Consider the following 18,312-nt stretch of genomic DNA (forward strand, 5'->3'; position numbering starts at 1 on the left):
GATAATGTGGATGAGGATAACCTCCTTGTTTCAAGGAGGTTATCAGTAAAATCCACGAGGTATTATTCCAGTTTATTAGCATAGGAATCCCAGGTGTAGGTAACTTCAGCACCTTTTTTACCTTGGAAATCTTGTGGGAAGTAGCTTTCTTTATGTTTTTGGAAAGCAAGTTGAACGTCACAATAGAAATTGCCATCTCCGTACACAAGTCTGGCGTCTGCAACCATAGCTTGTGTAAGGGTCAGTTCATACCAAGACTCTTGTGATCCGCCTTGCCGACGAACATGGAGTTTAACTTCCTTAATATGTTTTCCTGAAGTAACGTATTTACGCAAGGTTATGGATGATTTGTCAAACAGAAGACTTAAATGGAGATCGCTGACCTGAACGATGCCTCCACCCAAGCCAGTCCCTTGATTAGATTTATTGATTTCATTCATTAAATCTATTTTAAAGGAATGGACAGCAGTCCATTCCTTATGTTGTTCATCACCGGATTCGCCTTTAATATCAGTGAAGAAAATATATGCATCGGGCATAGGAAGACGAGTAGACATAATATTTGCCTTAATCTTAATTAAGTTTAAGAAGGAGTTGTATTTAACATTCGCATCCCATAGACATTGATTGGGATACATATAGAGGAGGGATTGCTACAGAAAGATCACTAAAGCAGTGATATTCTATTTTGTGTTAAAAAATAATTGATTAGTATCATGCTCCTTTTAGTGAGGGTAATTTTGAAACCAGACGCAGAGAAACCGTCAGGCCTTCTAATTGATAGTGCGGCCGCAGGAAAAATTTAGCCTGATAATATCCCGGGTTGCTCTCAATCTCTTCGACCTGAATTTCTGCCGCGGCCAGTGGTTTTTTGGCCTTAGTGAACGGTGATGAATTGACTGGGTCCCCATCGACATAATTTATGATCCACTCATTCAGCCAGCGTTCCATATCGCTGCGCTCCTGAAATGTCCCGATCTTGTCACGGACGATACATTTCAGATAATGAGCAAAGCGACAGCAAGCGAACAAATAGGGCAGACGAGCCGAAAGGTTGGCATTGGCTGTTGCATCAGGATCATAATATTCCGCCGGTTTTTGCAGTGACTGGGCACCAATAAAGGCAGCCATATCGGTGTTTTTGCGATGCAGGAGCGGAATAAAGCCATTCTTGGCTAATTCCGCCTCACGGCGGTCACTGATGGCAATTTCGGTGGGGCATTTCATGTCCACGCCGCCGTCATCAGAGGGGAATGTATAACAAGGCAGGTTTTCTACAATGCCGCCGGATTCGACGCCACGGATAGAGGTACACCAGCCATACAGCTTAAAGGAGCGGTTGATATTAACGGCCATCGCATAAGCTGCATTCGCCCAGGCATAATTTTCGTGGGTAGGCCCATCGGTATTCTCTTCAAAATTGAAGTTATCAACGGGATTGGTCTGCGCACCATACGGTAAACGGGACAGAAAACGCGGCAATGCTAATCCGATGTAACGAACGTCTTCTGATTCACGTAAACTCCGCCAGGGGGCATATTCGGTATTCTGGAAGATTTTTGTCAGGTCACGGGGATTAGCCAGCTCCTGCCAGGAACTCATCTGCATCACACTGGGTGCGGCTCCGGAAATAAACGGGCAGTGTGCTGAGGCGCTGATTTGTGCAATCTCGCGCAACAGTTCCACATCCGGTGCAGTGTGGTCAAAATAATAATCCCCCACCAGACAGCCGAAAGGTTCACCACCAAATTGACCATATTCCGCTTCATAGATTTTCTTAAACAGCGGGCTTTGATCCCAGCTGATACCCTTAAAGCGTTTTAAGGTGCTACGGAGCTCTTTTTTGGACAGACACATCACACGGATTTTCAGCATTTCATCCGTTTCCGTGTTGTTGATCAGATAATGCAGACCCCGCCATGCGCCTTCCAGTGTCTGGAACTCCTCATGGTGCAGGATATGGTTCATTTGCTGTGAGATTTTGGTATCAATTTCGGCAATCAGTGACTGGATGGTACGGTAGGTATCACCAGAGAGCGTCACGGTATTTTCCAGTGCCTGCTGCGCCAGTGTTTTGACCGCATTTTCAACGGCACTACGGGTCTGATCACTTTGCGGGCGGAATTCCTTACCGAGCAATACACTTAACTCATCAGCCGTGTATTCTTTCGGCGTCTGCTCATGTTGAGACAAGGTTTCTTGTTCGGTCGTGCTCATCAATTACTCCTTATTTTCAGCGTTTCCATCTGATTCTGGCGTGTTGTCTTCAGATGAAATGCTGTCTTCAGGTTTTGGCGCTTCCGCCAGTGATTTCAACAGGGCTGGGTTTTGCAGGATTTCGGCAATCAGTTGTTCTGCCCCCGTTTTGCCATCCATATAAGACAGCAGGTTTGCCAGTTGGGTACGTGCTTCCAACAGATTAGCCAAAGGCTCTACCTTTTTAGCAATAGCATCTGGCTGAAAATCCTCCATTCTTTCAAAAACCAGTTCAACATTCAGTTTGCCATCCCCTGTCAGGGTGTTATCAACCTGAAAGGCAGCCCGGGGTTTTATTGACTTCATGCGTTCGTCAAAGTTATCAACATCGATTTCCAGAAATTTCCGATCAGAAACCTCTGGCTGGGGTTCTGTGGATTTCCCGGCCAAATCAGCCATAACCCCCATGACAAACGGCAATTGAACCACTTTTTCTGAGCCATAAAGCTCGACATCGTATTCAATCTGGACACGGGGAGCGCGATTTCGAGCTATAAATTTTTGTCCGCTGGATTTCATGACAAATTCTCCAATACTGGCTAGATAGATTAAGGGGAGAGTGAATAATTCGTTGAGTCTCTGACGTGAGGCTATAAGCGGTTAATGGGTCTCATCTGTATCAGTATTTGTTCCGGAATTATCAGCATAGCCAAAAATGATGGCGAGCTGATGTAACCCTTCCGGTGCAAGGTTAGAAATTATGTCGATAAAATTACGATCAATGAGCTGTTGAATGCGGTCAATCATCATCGGAGCAGGGTGGCTCGGCTCATGTGTAATGAAATAAAGTTTCACTTTTTCCAACAGCATACGTACTTCTTCGCGATTGTGAGCTTCCACTTCATACCAGTCGAATGAGGATAAGTCAGCTGATGGTGCGGGAATTACCGTATTTTTTACTGAAGTGGATACCGGTTTATTTACTGATTCAGATGCCGGAGCGGTTTTATTGCTATCAGTAGTTGGTGCTTCTGCTGAGGAGGGTGTTTTTAACAGGCTGAATTCAATGACCGTATTCAGGTGTTTTAACAACAGCGAAAATTCAATTGCGTGGTGGTCGGGTAAATGCCGGCGAATCAGTTCGTTCAGGGTAGTGATGTGATCGCGAATACCCACGAGTATTGATATTTCCGGACTGCTCGATTGCTGTTTTAACTCCTTTAATAAACGTGTGCGTCCTCCTGTATAGCCACTAATTTCGGTTATTGACCCGTCGAGCAGTGAGTAAACATCACGGAATGATAGCTCCTGCAAAACGTTTTTCAGCAGAATGGAATTCTGGACTTTCAGGATGAGAGGAGAGCCGTCCTCAATATCGGCCAGTGTATTCAGACGGAATAAAGGATCGTAATCACCATCAAACTCCAGTTTTGGCCACACCTCATCCCAATAGCGTTCCAGCGTTTGTTTAATAAGATCCAGACCATCGGCATAGCCGGATAATCCCCGTGCTTCTACCCATGAATGCATCAGGGCGATGATAATACGCAGATCTTTCGTTCGGGTTAGTAGTAGATTTGTGGCCTGTTTTTCTACTTCCAGCCAATTAGGGGATTCCGCTGGGATGAGAAAATCACCAAACTGCTGCTCGGTTTTGCCAACGAGACTTTGTTCTAATAGCAGAAAATCATCATCGTATTCGAGATTCTCTCCGCAAGGGGACTCGCTGTTTATTGGCGCAAGTAACGCATCGATATTCGCACGGTTTTCATTGCTCATGGCGTTTATATGCTCTTCATATTCGGGCAGGAGAATGCAGGCAGTTTAAACGGACTGAAAATACTACTGGGTGTAAATGCCAGCACGACAGTATGACCTTGGATATTAAACGTGGCCTGTAGAGCTGAATCATCATGATGGGTAGAGCTGCTATGCGAGACTTGTTTTGCTTTATCCAGCAATCGGTTCAGTGCCCAGGGGCCGGAAGCGGACAAGGTCGCCGTTGTGCCATCAACTAAGTTCAGTTGAATACTGGCTTGATTAACCCCGGCAGTGCCAGGCCAGTTGATGAGCTGTGAGACCAGAGGACCGTGGCTGTACTGCAACTGCTGTCCTCCAACATTCAGAACCATACTCAATATTTGGTTACCCATACTGATCGGTTGAACCGTGACCGTGAATGACGGTGTAGGAGTACCGTTCGCAAAGAATGTATCACTGATGATCTTAGCCTGTTGGAAAGGCCGGAGTAATCTTGCTCCTCCGGGCAACGGTTTGCCATCCACACCGGGCATAAAGCGCCATTGAGGCTGGGATGTATCGACTTTTCCCACTAAGTTTTTTTTGTAAAAACTGTCCATCATGCCTTTTTCGGGGGCAAACATGCGAGCCATATCATCTGGTTTGATATCGACATGTGACGTAGGCATCAGCGGGTAACGATTAGTGATGGCTTGGTTACAAAACCCGCCGATTTCTGAGCTAAGCTGTTTACCGACGCTTCGCATATCACTGATTTGTGCATCACTGCTGGCACCGATGGCCAGTGAGGTGATCATATCTCTGAACGGCACAGGCAGGCGTTCTGATGCTGTTTGTAGCTGAGTGATAATATCATTGGGGGGATAAGCCGAACCGGAATTCACCGCATTTTGCACTGAAGTCAGGTATTGGTATAACTCACCGATTTTTTTCAATATATCATCGAAAGGTATTTGCGGGTTTTTTCCGTCCGGGTTTTTCGCCAAATCGATAATTTGCTCAAAATGAACCTCTAAAATATTTTCCGGCGAGGGCTGCCCGTTATTCTGTAATATCTGTTGTTGAGGAGCCAGACTGGATAATCTATTGGCTTTATTGACTAAATTACTGGTCCTGCTGCTTAAACTACCCAGTTTTGCAATATTCTTACCTTTATTCACCAGACTATTGAGCGGATCATGCAATGTCAGATTTTTACTGATATTGACCAGCAGAAGACGCAGAGGTGAAACCGAAGAAGAAAGTAAGCGTGCAGTGTTAGCCCGTTGCGTTAAGTCATCAATATGGTTTAAGCGAATATCACCCAGAAATTTATCCCATTGATAAATATAGTCATTAACATAAATTTGCCGGACAGATTGTTCAACCAGTTTAATCGGCTGTTTTTTGGCGTAAGAACCCAGCACCCAATTGTCTTGTGTATAGAAAGTGGCAATCAACGGTTCCATATCTTTGATGAGGTTTTGATAACCGGCTGGCGTAAACATTCCCGGAATGCCACTGGGTAATGGTCCATTATTGATAAGAGAAAAAGCCAGATCAGCCTGTGGACCGGCAAGGGTAACTAAATTAACCGGTGCTAAATCGGGGCTGTTCAGCAGCGTGTTTTGTAGTCTGGCGTAGATTCGTATTGCAAGAGGTGTACCGCTGATGAACGCCTGCCTGCTTTCAACCAGTGAGCTATCATAGACATAGGGTGATGTAACTGGCTGGTTATCTAATAGCTGGCCCAGGTGCCAGTTCAGTTGTTTGAATTGTATTTCGGGCGTATCTTGGGCTAATTGTGCCTCCAGATACTGCATAACCCAGTTCCGCAGGAACTTACCGTCATAATGGGCGGGTTGATATAACATCTGATATGCCTTTAATGTGGTATAGGTCTTATCGATATCATTATTACCGACCTGTTGTAGCTGATCGGTGATAAGTCTTGCTACATGCGGTAGTAGCAATGACTGTAGTGCTTTTGTATACAAGTCATGTCCCGCATTGTCGACCATTTCCCCCGTGTACAAGCCCATGCGATAAGATATCGGCGGGTCGTCCAGCGAAAAATGCTGGCTTTGGGCCAGATTGGCCAGCGTGTTCAACATCGGTAATAAGTTATAGATATTATTGGCTTCATTAGCATTATTCGTGTTTTGCTTCAGTTCATTACCCAATTTCATAATCGATGGCATTTTGGCCTGAATTTCAGCAAGATAATTTTCATTATTGTGATAACTGGTCAGAAATAAGCTCGTTACCGCGATCAGGATCGCGATCAGTGTCATGTAGCCTAACCAGTTAACCAGACGATTTTTGTATACCCACCAACGGTTATAACCGGCCAGTCCGGCTTCCTGAAAAATGCCCTCCAGTAAGTTTTTCAGAAAATACGGCTGGTGGGCCTGAGAAGGATGGCGCATTCCTTTATCTTCACCATTACCCCATGACATTGAAATACTGTTGTTATCCGTAGGTAACTGGACATTTTGGTTAAATTTTTCCATCACATCATCAAACGGAATTCCTTCCTGTTTACCGCTGGTGAAATAAAGTCCTCGGGGATAACTGGGGGCTTCAAAGCCGGATCGGGCGAAAATGATTTCAAGATACTGGGCAATATGTGGATGCAGGGCAGCAAATTCTTGGGGAAACAGATAACTTTCAGCAGACTGCCGTGGATTGGATTCATTCAGCAGAATATAGGGTAATTCAGCGTCCAGTCTTCGTTGTAATTGACGATATTGTTCGTCAAAGACGGCGTTGATGTTCCAATCCATTTTTTCGCTCTGTGGAAAGGTCAACCCCCAAATTTGTTCGCGTGATGCTTTATCAAGGTGCGCAAAATAGGCAGTGAAGCCTTTTAACAAGTCGGTTTTTGTAATTAAGAGGTAAACCGGAAACTGGATCTTAAATTTTTCATGTAATTCCGATAAGCGCCTGCGTAGCATATAGGCGTGTTTATCACGGTCTTCTGTCGATGGATTCAGCAGATCTTCCACACTGAGTGTCAGGATCACGCCATTAATAGGCTGGCGTGTGCGGTATTTTTTCAACAAATTGATAAAGGTTTTCCATTCCCTGAAATTGGGTTTTTTGGCCGTGTTATCCTGAATGGTATAACGTCCGGCAGTATCCAGCAGAACGGCATTAGTCGTAAACCACCAATTACAGCTACGACTATCCTGCATGCTGTACAGGGCAGCTCTGCCGAAATAATCTAATAGTGGAAAATTCAGGCCGGAATTCGCGACGGCGGTTGTCTTACCTGAACCCGGTGCCCCGATGACCAGATACCAGGGTAATTGGTACAGATGCTGGCGGTTGAAAAAACCTCTCAGGGTGGGTTTATTTTTACCATTCAGGCCGGAAAAATACGCTTTTCTCAATAATTTTACAGCATCAGAAAAACGTTCTGACAGAGACAGGTGCTGTTCATTTTGTTGTTTTTCCTGAGTCTTTTCTGATTCGTTTCCTTTGATAATATTCAGTTGATTAGCCAGTTTTTTGTTCAGCCAAGTGCGATATAAGTGAGGTACGAGTAAACTAAAAACCCAAAAACAGTAAAGAAAGATAATGGTGCTTACCCGCATTGTAGATGATTTAAAGGGTACGACATCACCAACAGAAATAATGGGCCCCCAGAAACCGATAATGCAAGCCAGTATCGTTATACCGATAAAACTCCACGTCAGTCTGCTGGTGATAATGGAAAGGAGCACATTCAACATCTTAGTTTCCTCACTTTATTTGAGCATCAGGAGAAACTAACAGCGTGATTTCTACTCGTCTGTTTTTAGCCCGGTTAGCCGGGGTGTTATTGGGGACCAGAGGGTCGCTTGCACCTTTTCCTTCTGTTTTGACGCGATTAGGTTGGTCCAGATAGCGCTGGAGTTCTTTTTGGACAGACTTAGCTCTGGCCAGCGATAATGCGTAATTAGATGAAAAAGATGATGAATAAATGGGCACGTTATCAGTATATCCGGCCACCATAATTTCACCTTTGTAGTGATTCATCTCTTCCGCAATACGTTTGATAACATATAAATATTTTTTCTTGATACGGGATGATCCCGATCTGAATACACCATCACCCTCCAGCGTAATCACATTCTTATCATTCACCGATACCGTTAATAATCCGGCAGATATTTCAGCTTGTAATTGGCTTTTCAGATTCAGCTTTTTCTCTTTTACTGGCGTAGGAGGGGGCGGTGGCGGTGATATTTGTCTGTCGGGTACACTCGGCAGATTGGTCTGATAAATAGAGGATAAAACCGGGGTAGTGACATTACCCAGCCGCCAGTTCAGGTTGATATACAGGATACAACCCAAAAAGCACAGAAATAGCAGACACACCCACATGGGTAAAAAAGGTTTCCAGGTTTTATTCGGTTTTTTGAGCAACTGTAAATTAGGTGACAACTCAGCCGGATGATTGCCCCGGATGGAATGGATCAACTGGTACAGACGTTGTTTCAGTGTTTCCAGTTGAGAACGACCGTTATCCATGATGCGGTAGCGCCCTTCAAATCCGAGCTGGAGACAAAAATTAATCAATTCCAGCAGAAATAAATTCTCTTTGGGGTTTTGTGAGAGTTTAGCCAGAAGCTGAAAGAATTTTTCACCGCCCCAGGTTTCATTATGAAACGTGACCAGTAATCCACTACCTGACCAGACACTACGGCTCCCCCACGGTGTCAGTGCGGCCGCTTCGTCTAAGGCTGTGCACAAACAGTAACGTGCTCCGATAATGACTTCATACGGTTGGTTTGCCTGTTGACAGGCGACTTCAAAGCGTCGTATTTCATCGATCAGGTTTTGCCGTAAATCTACGGGAGCCGGGTGGGAGATGGTATACCGGATTTGTGGGATCGTATTAAGTAGAGGATTGGCAGCAGCCACCAATGGATTATCACTGGTATCATCAGTAAGCCATATCTGATCATTATGAGGAGCTTCTTGTCTCATCATAGGGGTCGTTACCTTTGTTTAGGCTGTTTCGGCTGGTCACGGACAGCCCAAAACTCCATATTTAAACCGGGAAACTCACCCGCCAGATGCAATGCAAAGCCACCGGCTTTATCCATTTGTTTCCACAAATCACCTTCTTTTTCTAGTTCGAAATAAACATATCCTGAGTGCCAGGGAATTTGTCTCGGCACGGATGGCAAGGCCCGTATTGGAATACCGGGTAACTGCAACTGCACTAATTCACGGATACGCCCGACAGGGGCAATTTTCATCTGAGCCGGAAAGTGGCTCATTAAAGTTTCATTGGTGACTTCAGCATGGATAGCCAGAATAAAGCTGAAGGTATTCACCATATTGGCATTAGGTAGTGTGGCGATATTCAGACCATGAGAGTATTCGGTGAGTGGTAACTGAATAGCGTGTTCTTCCATAATGATAGACAGCCCCTGACGCAGGTGGAACATCAGCTGATTAAAGCTCAGGGTCAGATTGTCATGATCATAGAGAGGGAGATTTTCATCAGGAACACGGTTTTGGGAGAATGTCGCCAGTTCGGTAGCAAATTGCAGCCATTCGCTGAATAATCTTTCCGGATGCAATAAGGATAAATTGTGTGCGTGGTTTACCTGACCACTGTAGCGATTGACCAGAGACAGTAAGAGAAAATCCATGATTTCTGAATCATTATGTCGTCCGAGCTGTAATAAACGCTGGCTTATCTGCTGGCGGCGTTGTTCCAGTAATCCCTGTATATCCGTCACAAATCCGGCTACCTGTGGGCTGGCATAACAGTTGAGCAGGGGAGGGATAAACTGTTGATCAAGGTATATTTTATTATCACTGGTTCTATTCACAACATGAACAATTTTCAATGCCGTCCATTCTGGTGTTAAATCCGATTCCGACATCAGACGCAGGCGCATTCTGCCGAATTGCAAAGCAGCACTGCCCACTGACATGGCGTTAAAGTCATTAACTTCGGTTTCAAAACTGATGAAACGCGCCAACGAATTTTTCTGTTCACTGAAAATCACTTCTTCTCTGCCCCGCCGAAAGTGGGGAAGCGCCAGCATGACATTAATATCGGTCTGATTTTCAGTAAGTTGTAAAGGTTCTGGCGCGTTAGCGCCATCAAAACTGAACGGGGTACCATCCGGGAAAATACCGCTTGCAGAGGAAAGCATGACTTTCCCCTGATTGAGAAATTCCTGATTCAGTTCGAGCGTCAGAAACCCCCAATAATAAGGCAGTTGGGATTTCCCCCAATCACGGACATAGGCTTCCAGATAGCTTTCAGCTTGTTGAAAGTGATGAGGGCGTAAGAACATCCCTTCTGTCCAAATGACTTTTTCAGATTTATTCATGATTTTCTTCAGTTCATGCAGCACAAGTTAAGTCAGGAGATAAACCAGAGCCAGTAACTTTAATGCACACCTGTAGTTTGTTAGGTGCAGAACGCCAGAATTTGTAAAACGGAGGCTTTTCTGGTATCGGTACCGGAAGCGCAATACGCCATTTCTTCCCATCTAATTGCCTGTATTCGGCAACAATTCCAATGTAATGGATTTCTGGCTGATTTTGTTCCAGTAGATGACGAACATGTTCGGTAGGGAGGATAAAAAACCGATCCTCATTCACTAATTTATCACTCAGCGCGGCTTTCGCGTTGCCCTGAAGTGAAAAAAAGTCTGCCGACATGAATTCTTCTTTTGATTTCAATAGCATAACGTCAATTTTCAGTGGAGCTGAATCATTAACATTGGGTGCAATATTAAAAACTAATTGGTAAGGAGGTAATTTTTCTGGCTGCTGTGATGAGCAGCCTGCCATGATCAATAGAAACGTTAATAAAATTCTTTTCGCCATCCAGCAGTTATCACCCAGCAGTTAATTAAATACGGTTTTTTATTAAAATCTTTCGTTTTTTCAGCACAAAACACAAGGTAATAAATTTAATAAATTATTAATAATTTTAGTATAGACAGTATGGAATAAAATAAAAGTTGGATATCAGGCTGATAAAATCAGCACCTTGGTTTGGCTTGGTGTAATACGACAGCCGACGGCGTTAGTTGAGTTCTGCATTGACATGCTGGTTAGCCGCGTCACAGGAGCCCCTTTGATTAATAGAGTATTCGCCCCTAATGTATGCCGTGCCGGTCCCATTACCGTACCGGAAGCCACACCGGTAGAGACTCCGGCGTTATCGCCCGTAGTCATGGGATAGATTGTCATCAGATTATGGGCCGGAGTCCCCGCAAGTAAGATGTTCATGGCGTTAGTAATACCGGTAGGTCCCTGAGCCATATTAGGATACGGTATAGGTGTTGAGAAAGGGGGAGTCATACAGACATCAGGTGCAGCCAGATCCATTCCCCCGGCTTGCGTATTGGCAAACATAGTGTCTCCTTAACCAATATGTATTTGTTCAGCATCTATTTTGGTGATGGCTTTTGCTGACATCATGGTATTTTGGGCATGCAGGCGCAGATAGTTTTCAGCCTGCATATCTAACTGACCCGCCCGTACTTGCTCTGTCTGCGTGGTATGACGAAACAGATGGTGACTGAGTTGTGTGACGGTCTGCCAGACTGATTCAAGTTTATTACCAATCAATTGGGTCACCGACACCCATGCAGACAGGGATTCACCTGTATATTGCATTTTTTTGATACGGCATTGCCCACTGTCGGCATCAATATGCAATCCCTCGCTGTTTAAATGTAAATTACCCTGAGGTGCAATAGTCAGATCACCGGGTACACTGATTTCTGCCGGTTGTTGTTCGGGGCGTTCTAATATCGCCAGCACCCAGAGTTGCCCCTCCACTTTTGTGAGTAATACGGTATCACCGAGTTCAGGTGTCAGTAAGCAACTGGCAGCCCGGCGGCAGTGCCATCCCCGGCTGTGGCTTTCCACCATTAAGCTGCCGTCCTGAAGGCGGCTGATAACCTGCCCTGCAACTTGTTGAGAAGGTTCATCCGTAATCGGGGGTAAAGAAAGTGTGTAAGATGCATAAGAAAGTTCTGACATTTTAGTTCTCCTGATTAAATCTTGCGTTGTAGCTCCCACTCTTCGGCGGCGAACAGTTCAGGATCATTTTCCAGAATGCCATTACGATCGGAGAACAATGCTCCAGCCTGCTCAGCACGATGAAAAAGTGTTCGCATAAAATGCGTGGTACGAAAATCACTGTTGCTGACATTGGCGTAGGAAAGATCAGCATAGGTCATGTCAGCACCGGAAAACTGGGCATCGATGGCATGAACTTTATGCATAATGGCCTGTGTTAGCTGACTCTGTCTGAAGTCAGCGGATTCGAGACAGGCACTGACAAAAATAGACTGGGTAAATAAGCTGTTGTTGCAATATGCCCGAGTCAAATCCGCTTCGATAAATAGGGATTGGGACGCATTAACATTGGATAATACTGCTCCCTGTAACCCCGCTCCTTTGAAGTTACAGTTGGTTAATATGGCATGATTGAAATTCACGGCTTCAAGCTGACAACCGGTAAACTGACATTTCTGGAATTGCTGTTGTTGATAGTCCTGACCACGCAGGTCACATTCAAAAAAAACGACTTTAGTGAATTGATTGGCAGAAAAATGTATTTTCCGTAAATTCTGGCGAAAAAAGGTGACCAGAAAAAGATGGCTGGAAGTGATACGGACCTGATCAAGCAATGAGTCAATAAAGGTGACCCGATTAAGCTCGCTGTGATTGAAATCGGCCTCTTGTAGAGCACTTGAAGTAAATTGAGAGTCGTTTTGTATTGTTTCTGCAAAGCGGGTTTTCTTTAAATCACATTGAGCAAACAAGCTATTGTTTATGTGACTTTTATCGAAGGTGGCACTCGCGAGACTACACTGTTCAAAAACACTTTTTTCAAACAAGGTGGAGTCGAATCTTGCCTCTTTGAACTGACAGGCGGTAAAGATGGTATCTTTCAGTTGAGCGTGGGAAAAATCAGCGCCGGAAAAATCGACTTCTTTGAATATTCCGTCGGTTAAATCCTGATGAGCGAGTGAGATATGTGCCAAACTGACATTTTCAATGATGTCGCCTTGTTTTATTTTTGCGATCAGTTCATCTGCTGACATTGAATTCATATCACTTCCTTATCGCGTTTAGGTAAGGTTTTAATACCTTGTAGATAAGCACCTTCAAAAAGGGTTGAATCATCGATGACAGACTGAGACATATCAGTCCGAAATAAATTCGTGCCACGTAAATCAGTGCCATGCAAGCTACATTTCTGCATCAACGCACTCATCAGGTTGGCATTATTCAACAGGGCTTCCCGAAAATCTGTTCTGATGAAAATACTGTTTGTTGCATTCAGATATTGCATATCTGCTGACTGACAGTCAGCTTCACTCAAATCGCTGTTATTCAGTATCGCGGAATGAAATCGAGCCTGAACCAGTGGCATCTGGCGTAAATTACACTCAGTCAGTGTTGCCTGAGTAAAATCAGCCTGATTCAGCGTACTGTTCATCACAAAAGCACAATTCAACAGATTTGCCAAACAGAACCGGATGTGATTGGCTTCTGTTTCTATCCATGAACAGCTTTCACATTGTACTTTATCAAAAACAGCTTGCGTCAGTTTGCACTTAAGAAAAGTGACTTTATTCAGCGTGGCGTGATTAAATCTGAGAGCGGGTAAGTCCAGTTCTGTCAGTGTGCAGTTATTCCATTGTGAATAGCGAAAATCACAATGTGTAATAAAGATTTGTCTCAGTAAAAGATCGGTGAATGTGGCATGACTGAATTGACAGTGATCAAATAGGGCTTCTTGCAATTGTACTTCTTTGAAATCGGTATTGGAAAAGTCACTCTGCTCACATTTAGCCAGTGCCAGATTTGCTTTATCCAGTTTCACGCCAGACAGGGAAGTATGACAGAATTCTGCTCTGGCCAGCATCGCTTCACTGAAATCCGCTTTATCCAGTTGGCTGTGATTAAAACAGGCACTCTCTAATAATGCGCGGGAAAAGTTAGCGCCCCGTAGATCCATATTGGATAAATCTGCACCAGTAAAATCCATGCCACTGAAATTACCATCTTGCGCCATAATCTTTTGTGCCCGTTTGCGGATAATTTCTGATAACTCTCCCTTCAGCCGCAACGCCGGATTTTGTGATTGCACTGAAGAGAAATATATATCACGTAGCGATTGCTCAGTCTGTGCCAGTTCTCCATCGTCAAATTCGCTATATTGTTTTCCCCGTTTCAGTATATCCAGTGTCTGATGAATATTTTCTGGTCCTCTGGCCTGATTTTCTATAGGGGATAGATCTATCTCAATACCTTGTTGTTTTGCTTTGCCCAACATTTCCGCTTGTTGCTGTTCCGCCTCGGCCTGCTTTTGAGCGGCTTCCTGTTCGATTTTTTCCATGAATTCAGGCAGCTCATCGAGCCGGGGGTTGCTTGCAGGTGCTTCGGCCGGAGAAGTGGACGAGGTCATGGTATTGATGTCATAACCCTGTTCAGCCAAACGCGCTGCTTGCTGTTCATGGAGGAGCTTTTGACGTCTAAGTATCGATTCCTGTATTGGACTGTTTTCTGTTGAGGGCTCTGTATCTATCCACGGGCCGATAATATCCTCAGGAATAAGATCCTTTTCCCTGAACATATACAACGCACCATTCTTTTTATCCGTGCGCTGTCTGGCTACCTCCAGATAATGACTGGCGGGGAGGGGGTTATCCTGTTGTTCCAGCGCGGATATCATCTGTAAGACATCGGCTGCATCATCTTCATTTATCCGTATACTTCCATGCCATATCAGGAGCATTTGCTCCAGATGAGGGAAAAACCATACGGTTGTCTGGCGCATAACAATTTCTTCGTCAATCTCTTCATTAAGACGTAACCGTCTGATAAAACAGCGGGCATTCCATGCTGGCAGGTGGCCTTCCTGCACCGGTTTTTGCGGGTGCATGTTCTCAATCCGCCATGCCGCTTTAACCGGCAGGATAGGCAGTTGCTCCCACCACTGATCCTGTGGCGCGGCATTAAATAATCGCCAGTCAATATCATGGGCATATCCCGGAAATTCGTTTTCCAGCCACTCCTTATCATATTGCTTACCGATACGCTCATACCGACGTGGCCATGTAAAATCCAGCGGGCAAAAACTGGCAGGTTCAGGTGTATCTTCCGGGGATAGCAACTGTTTTTGGAAGGCTTCAATATTAGGTAACGGATGAATTTTATTGCCGTTTTTCAGCAATTCCGGCATGAAGCCAATGCCGTGCGGGTTTTCATCATAATCTTTTCCCCCAAAAGCCCGGCTCCAGTCCAGTCGCATTTGTTCAAAAGCCTGAGGTTTTGAGGGGGTATCACCAATCCAGTGGCGATCACCAAAGGCAACCAATTTTTTTTCTAACTGATCGACTTTAATACGCACATTGCAAGCGGTCTTATTCGCCTGATGAGTAGTGTAGGCATAACCGGTAGCCAGAAATTCTGCATGTGGTTTGGGTATGGCAAGATCAATAATTCCATTACAAGTTTGTAATTCTTTTTCCGCCAGTTGCCAAAGCTCAGGCTCTGGTCTTAGCCGGGGAGTTGACCCCATATCAGCCAGAGCCATGACAGCGACCCCGAGGTGATTTTTTTGCATCCACCGATAAGGCCGAGAAAGTATACTTAAACGTAATGGTTTGATGATTTTCATTGAAATTCTGCAAATTGAGGAGCGATAGGGATATCAGCTGATGATATGTAAGCTGCTAGTCAATATGTTGGCGCTGGATTGTGCGATTGAGGCTGTTGCATTAGCTAACTTCACATTTGACTGACTGAGGTCTGTACCAATTTTGCTCAATGATACTGAGGTTAAGCTAATGGAAAAGGCAGTATTTGAAATACTAAGATCTGTCTTAGAGAGTGATAGCATCACTTTGTTTATACTCACTTTTATATCAGAAAAGCTGAGAATTTTGGATGTGTAATAAGATAGCGGGCTATCCACGATAACATTAGTATCACTTTTGATTGTGATGAGATTAGGGCTGGAGATTAGCGTCGTTCCGGTAATATTTTGAGTCCAGTTTCCATCAATTTTGGCAGTTAAATTACCTGTCAGTTTGTAAGTATCTCCACCATCGATTTCGGTGTTTCTCCCTTTTTTAATGGTTCGTTGCTGCCCTTTATCAATCGTTAAGGTATCTTTGCCGTTGACAGTCGTATCCCGATTATCTTTGTAGGTAAAACTCGCCTTACCTGTTACTGTATCAGTTTGTTCCTTTTTAATTTCTGTAGTGCGCTTCCCATCAATTTTGACTGTCTTATCTTTTTCAACGGAGATATTCATATCCCGCTCTGCATGCAGGTCAAATAACTCTTTATCCGGTTCATCATCCATAAAAAGATAGTTAGCCTGATCATGCTTACCATTCTTGGTATTTGACATCACACCACTGCGAGTTTCATGTTTGGGAAGTTCCCACGGCGGCATATTTTCATTGTTATAGGTACTGCCAATCACAAAAGGTTTATCCGGATCACCACTGACAAAACTGATAACAACTTCTTCTCCCACACGGGGAACATTGATACTACCGTAGCGCCAGCCAGCCCAACGCGTTGCTACACGTATCCAGCAGGAACTGGTATCATCTTTTTTATCCGTTTTGTCCCAACGGAATTTCACTTTTATCCGGCCATATTTATCCGTCCATATTGGTTTATTTTTAGGGCCGGTGACGACCGCAGTTTCAACACCGGTTGCTTTTGGCCAGGGAATAACAGCTTGTGGTTTCCAATGGACATTGGAGGGGATTGCCTCAAATTGAACGATATTTTTATCAGTGTTATCGTCACTGTTATCATTATCGATATTACCTTTGAAGACAGAGCCATAATCCGATTCATAAAATGAATATTTTGCCGCGGTAATCAGATAATTATTGTAATCATCTCCTTTGATATCATTAGGTAGAGAGAGTGTGAAAGTGTGTCCCGGAGCCATTCCTAATACATTGCCTTTTCCATTAATCAGTTCACTTTGTGCTTCAGTGGCCTGTTGAAGTATACGGATGTAAAATTCCCCCTGATCACCTTTAATAAAGCGACCAGGCCACATAAATATTTCTGTATTATCAACGGCGCTGAGCGCTGTTTGCGTGAGAGACTGTAATTTGGCTCGAGGCTTACGGAAATCGTAGTCATCAGTACTGAAACTATTGGGTATGGTCGTGCTGCTAATATTCCAAGTATAAATATATTCTTGCTCCAGCTTTCTTACTATGCTTCCTACACTGAAATATTTAATCGTATCATACCCGGGCATAGGAAAATGCATTTGAGGCATGTCAACCAATACCATGGTGTGGTTGCCGTTATCGTGTTTAAAGTAATAATAGATCCCTTCATGGGCCATTAGCCGATGAATAAAATCAAAATCAGTTTCATTGTATTTAACGCAATACTCCCATGAGCGATAATTTTCTATGAGATTATCCTCAAAATTGATGCCAGCATCTTGTAATAGAGCCGTGATAATTTCAGGTACAGTTTTTTCTTGCCAGATGCTATATCCAGATTTCTTTTTTAATTCAGAGAGCTTAGGTCTTACTGTAGCGGTATATAAATAGAGTCTGTTATCATATTTATAGAATGGTGAGTAAGATATTTTTTCTATATAACCACTTAAATATCTTGTCTGTTTTGACGGAGTTTTTATTTCTACGGTGAGTACAGTATTATGCAGCGATATGGGATCAGATAATCTATTTTTACTCAGTAATTCAACCTCAAATTCATATGGCTCCGATAATCTTTCTATTCCTTCAAGTGATTTAAAGTATAACTCTTCATCGGATGAAGTATGGGCGATGAACTTTCTTTCCATAAGATTGGCTCGCTTTTATTCAAAGCTACCGCATATTCCGGTTATATACGGGAATATAAGATAGTCGGTGGGACTTACTGTCGTGAAGCATCTTGGTATATATTTAGTCGCTTTTCTGGTGTTAAGTTAAGCATAATAGCCAAGTATTGTAATCATTGTATGGTTCTTTATTGAGAAATATATAAATTTTGTTTACTTTTATGATCTTAATTAATGATATCTTCTTCAGTTATTTATTTGTTTAATATAGATAAATGAATTAATGGTAATTTAAGCATAGATCATTATTAATTATATTAAGTTTATTAACTAATTAAATTAATATATTGATTTTCAAACTTCACTTAATTTATTTAATCTGTTTAATTCATTTATGCTGGAAAACAATCTAACTAAATGAAGAATGAGGGTAATTTATGGGAACGACCATGAAGGGAATGAAGATGTCAGCTATTAGTCTTTGAGGAATATCACTGCGAGGAAAAGCTCAATGGGGTGGTCAAGTTACACTTGGTAATTATCAGGAGGGA

General features: G+C 43.6%; 13 protein-coding genes. All 13 read right to left on the reverse strand.

Annotated elements, in window-relative coordinates; all coding sequences use genetic code 11:
• Window positions 1–62: 62 nt before the first annotated feature.
• The gene (locus AAC855_RS06840; protein WP_340608861.1) at window positions 63–557 is read right to left on the reverse strand and encodes an Hcp family type VI secretion system effector; all 495 of its coding nucleotides are present in this window, start codon (window positions 555–557) and stop codon (window positions 63–65) included.
• A gap of 157 nt (window positions 558–714) precedes the next feature.
• Window positions 715–2,217: a type VI secretion system contractile sheath large subunit gene (gene tssC / locus AAC855_RS06845; RefSeq protein WP_340608862.1), complete on the reverse strand. Its 1,503-nt coding sequence runs from the start codon at window positions 2,215–2,217 to the stop codon at window positions 715–717.
• Between the two features lie 3 nt (window positions 2,218–2,220).
• A complete protein-coding gene (tssB, locus tag AAC855_RS06850; protein ID WP_340608863.1) occupies window positions 2,221–2,775 on the reverse strand; it encodes a type VI secretion system contractile sheath small subunit in 555 nt (184 codons plus the stop codon).
• An 81-nt stretch (window positions 2,776–2,856) separates the two neighbouring features.
• Window positions 2,857–3,975: a type VI secretion system protein TssA gene (gene tssA, locus AAC855_RS06855; RefSeq protein ID WP_340608864.1), complete on the reverse strand. Its 1,119-nt coding sequence runs from the start codon at window positions 3,973–3,975 to the stop codon at window positions 2,857–2,859.
• A 5-nt stretch (window positions 3,976–3,980) separates the two neighbouring features.
• The gene (gene tssM, locus AAC855_RS06860; protein WP_340608865.1) at window positions 3,981–7,673 is read right to left on the reverse strand and encodes a type VI secretion system membrane subunit TssM; all 3,693 of its coding nucleotides are present in this window, start codon (window positions 7,671–7,673) and stop codon (window positions 3,981–3,983) included.
• A gap of 10 nt (window positions 7,674–7,683) precedes the next feature.
• Entirely contained in the window at window positions 7,684–8,913 is a 1,230-nt protein-coding gene (locus AAC855_RS06865) for a DotU family type VI secretion system protein (protein ID WP_340608943.1), read from the reverse strand.
• Window positions 8,914–8,924: 11 nt separating this feature from the next.
• Entirely contained in the window at window positions 8,925–10,280 is a 1,356-nt protein-coding gene (gene tssK, locus AAC855_RS06870; protein WP_340608866.1) for a type VI secretion system baseplate subunit TssK, read from the reverse strand.
• A gap of 13 nt (window positions 10,281–10,293) precedes the next feature.
• The gene (gene tssJ / locus AAC855_RS06875) at window positions 10,294–10,782 is read right to left on the reverse strand and encodes a type VI secretion system lipoprotein TssJ (RefSeq protein WP_340608867.1); all 489 of its coding nucleotides are present in this window, start codon (window positions 10,780–10,782) and stop codon (window positions 10,294–10,296) included.
• Window positions 10,783–10,926: 144 nt separating this feature from the next.
• A complete protein-coding gene (locus tag AAC855_RS06880; RefSeq protein ID WP_340608868.1) occupies window positions 10,927–11,316 on the reverse strand; it encodes a DUF4150 domain-containing protein in 390 nt (129 codons plus the stop codon).
• Window positions 11,317–11,325: 9 nt separating this feature from the next.
• Window positions 11,326–11,949: a DUF3540 domain-containing protein gene (locus tag AAC855_RS06885; RefSeq protein ID WP_340608869.1), complete on the reverse strand. Its 624-nt coding sequence runs from the start codon at window positions 11,947–11,949 to the stop codon at window positions 11,326–11,328.
• A 14-nt stretch (window positions 11,950–11,963) separates the two neighbouring features.
• Window positions 11,964–13,028, reverse strand: a complete 1,065-nt coding sequence (locus AAC855_RS06890; protein WP_340608870.1) for a pentapeptide repeat-containing protein — start codon at window positions 13,026–13,028, stop codon at window positions 11,964–11,966.
• Window positions 13,025–15,604 carry a DUF2169 family type VI secretion system accessory protein gene (locus AAC855_RS06895; protein WP_340608871.1) on the reverse strand — a complete coding sequence of 860 codons (2,580 nt, stop codon included), beginning with the start codon at window positions 15,602–15,604 and terminating at the stop codon, window positions 13,025–13,027. The genes AAC855_RS06890 and AAC855_RS06895 overlap by 4 nt, the downstream gene beginning before the upstream one ends.
• A 33-nt stretch (window positions 15,605–15,637) precedes the next feature.
• Entirely contained in the window at window positions 15,638–17,782 is a 2,145-nt protein-coding gene (locus AAC855_RS06900) for a type VI secretion system Vgr family protein (RefSeq protein WP_340608872.1), read from the reverse strand.
• Between the last annotated feature and the right edge of the window lie 530 nt (window positions 17,783–18,312).

This window comes from Xenorhabdus bharatensis, assembly GCF_037996705.1.
GTDB classification, from domain to species: domain Bacteria; phylum Pseudomonadota; class Gammaproteobacteria; order Enterobacterales; family Enterobacteriaceae; genus Xenorhabdus; species Xenorhabdus bharatensis.

Coding starts and splice junctions, on each gene's coding strand:
- AAC855_RS06895 (WP_340608871.1), bottom strand. CDS start 15,604: ATGAAAATCATCAAACCATTACGTTTAAGTATACTTTCTCGGCCTTAT.
- tssC (WP_340608862.1), bottom strand. CDS start 2,217: ATGAGCACGACCGAACAAGAAACCTTGTCTCAACATGAGCAGACGCCG.
- tssM (WP_340608865.1), bottom strand. CDS start 7,673: ATGTTGAATGTGCTCCTTTCCATTATCACCAGCAGACTGACGTGGAGT.
- tssA (WP_340608864.1), bottom strand. CDS start 3,975: ATGAGCAATGAAAACCGTGCGAATATCGATGCGTTACTTGCGCCAATA.
- tssB (WP_340608863.1), bottom strand. CDS start 2,775: ATGAAATCCAGCGGACAAAAATTTATAGCTCGAAATCGCGCTCCCCGT.
- AAC855_RS06890 (WP_340608870.1), bottom strand. CDS start 13,028: ATGAATTCAATGTCAGCAGATGAACTGATCGCAAAAATAAAACAAGGC.
- tssJ (WP_340608867.1), bottom strand. CDS start 10,782: ATGGCGAAAAGAATTTTATTAACGTTTCTATTGATCATGGCAGGCTGC.
- AAC855_RS06900 (WP_340608872.1), bottom strand. CDS start 17,782: ATGGAAAGAAAGTTCATCGCCCATACTTCATCCGATGAAGAGTTATAC.
- tssK (WP_340608866.1), bottom strand. CDS start 10,280: ATGAATAAATCTGAAAAAGTCATTTGGACAGAAGGGATGTTCTTACGC.
- AAC855_RS06885 (WP_340608869.1), bottom strand. CDS start 11,949: ATGTCAGAACTTTCTTATGCATCTTACACACTTTCTTTACCCCCGATT.
- AAC855_RS06880 (WP_340608868.1), bottom strand. CDS start 11,316: ATGTTTGCCAATACGCAAGCCGGGGGAATGGATCTGGCTGCACCTGAT.
- AAC855_RS06840 (WP_340608861.1), bottom strand. CDS start 557: ATGTCTACTCGTCTTCCTATGCCCGATGCATATATTTTCTTCACTGAT.
- AAC855_RS06865 (WP_340608943.1), bottom strand. CDS start 8,913: ATGAGACAAGAAGCTCCTCATAATGATCAGATATGGCTTACTGATGAT.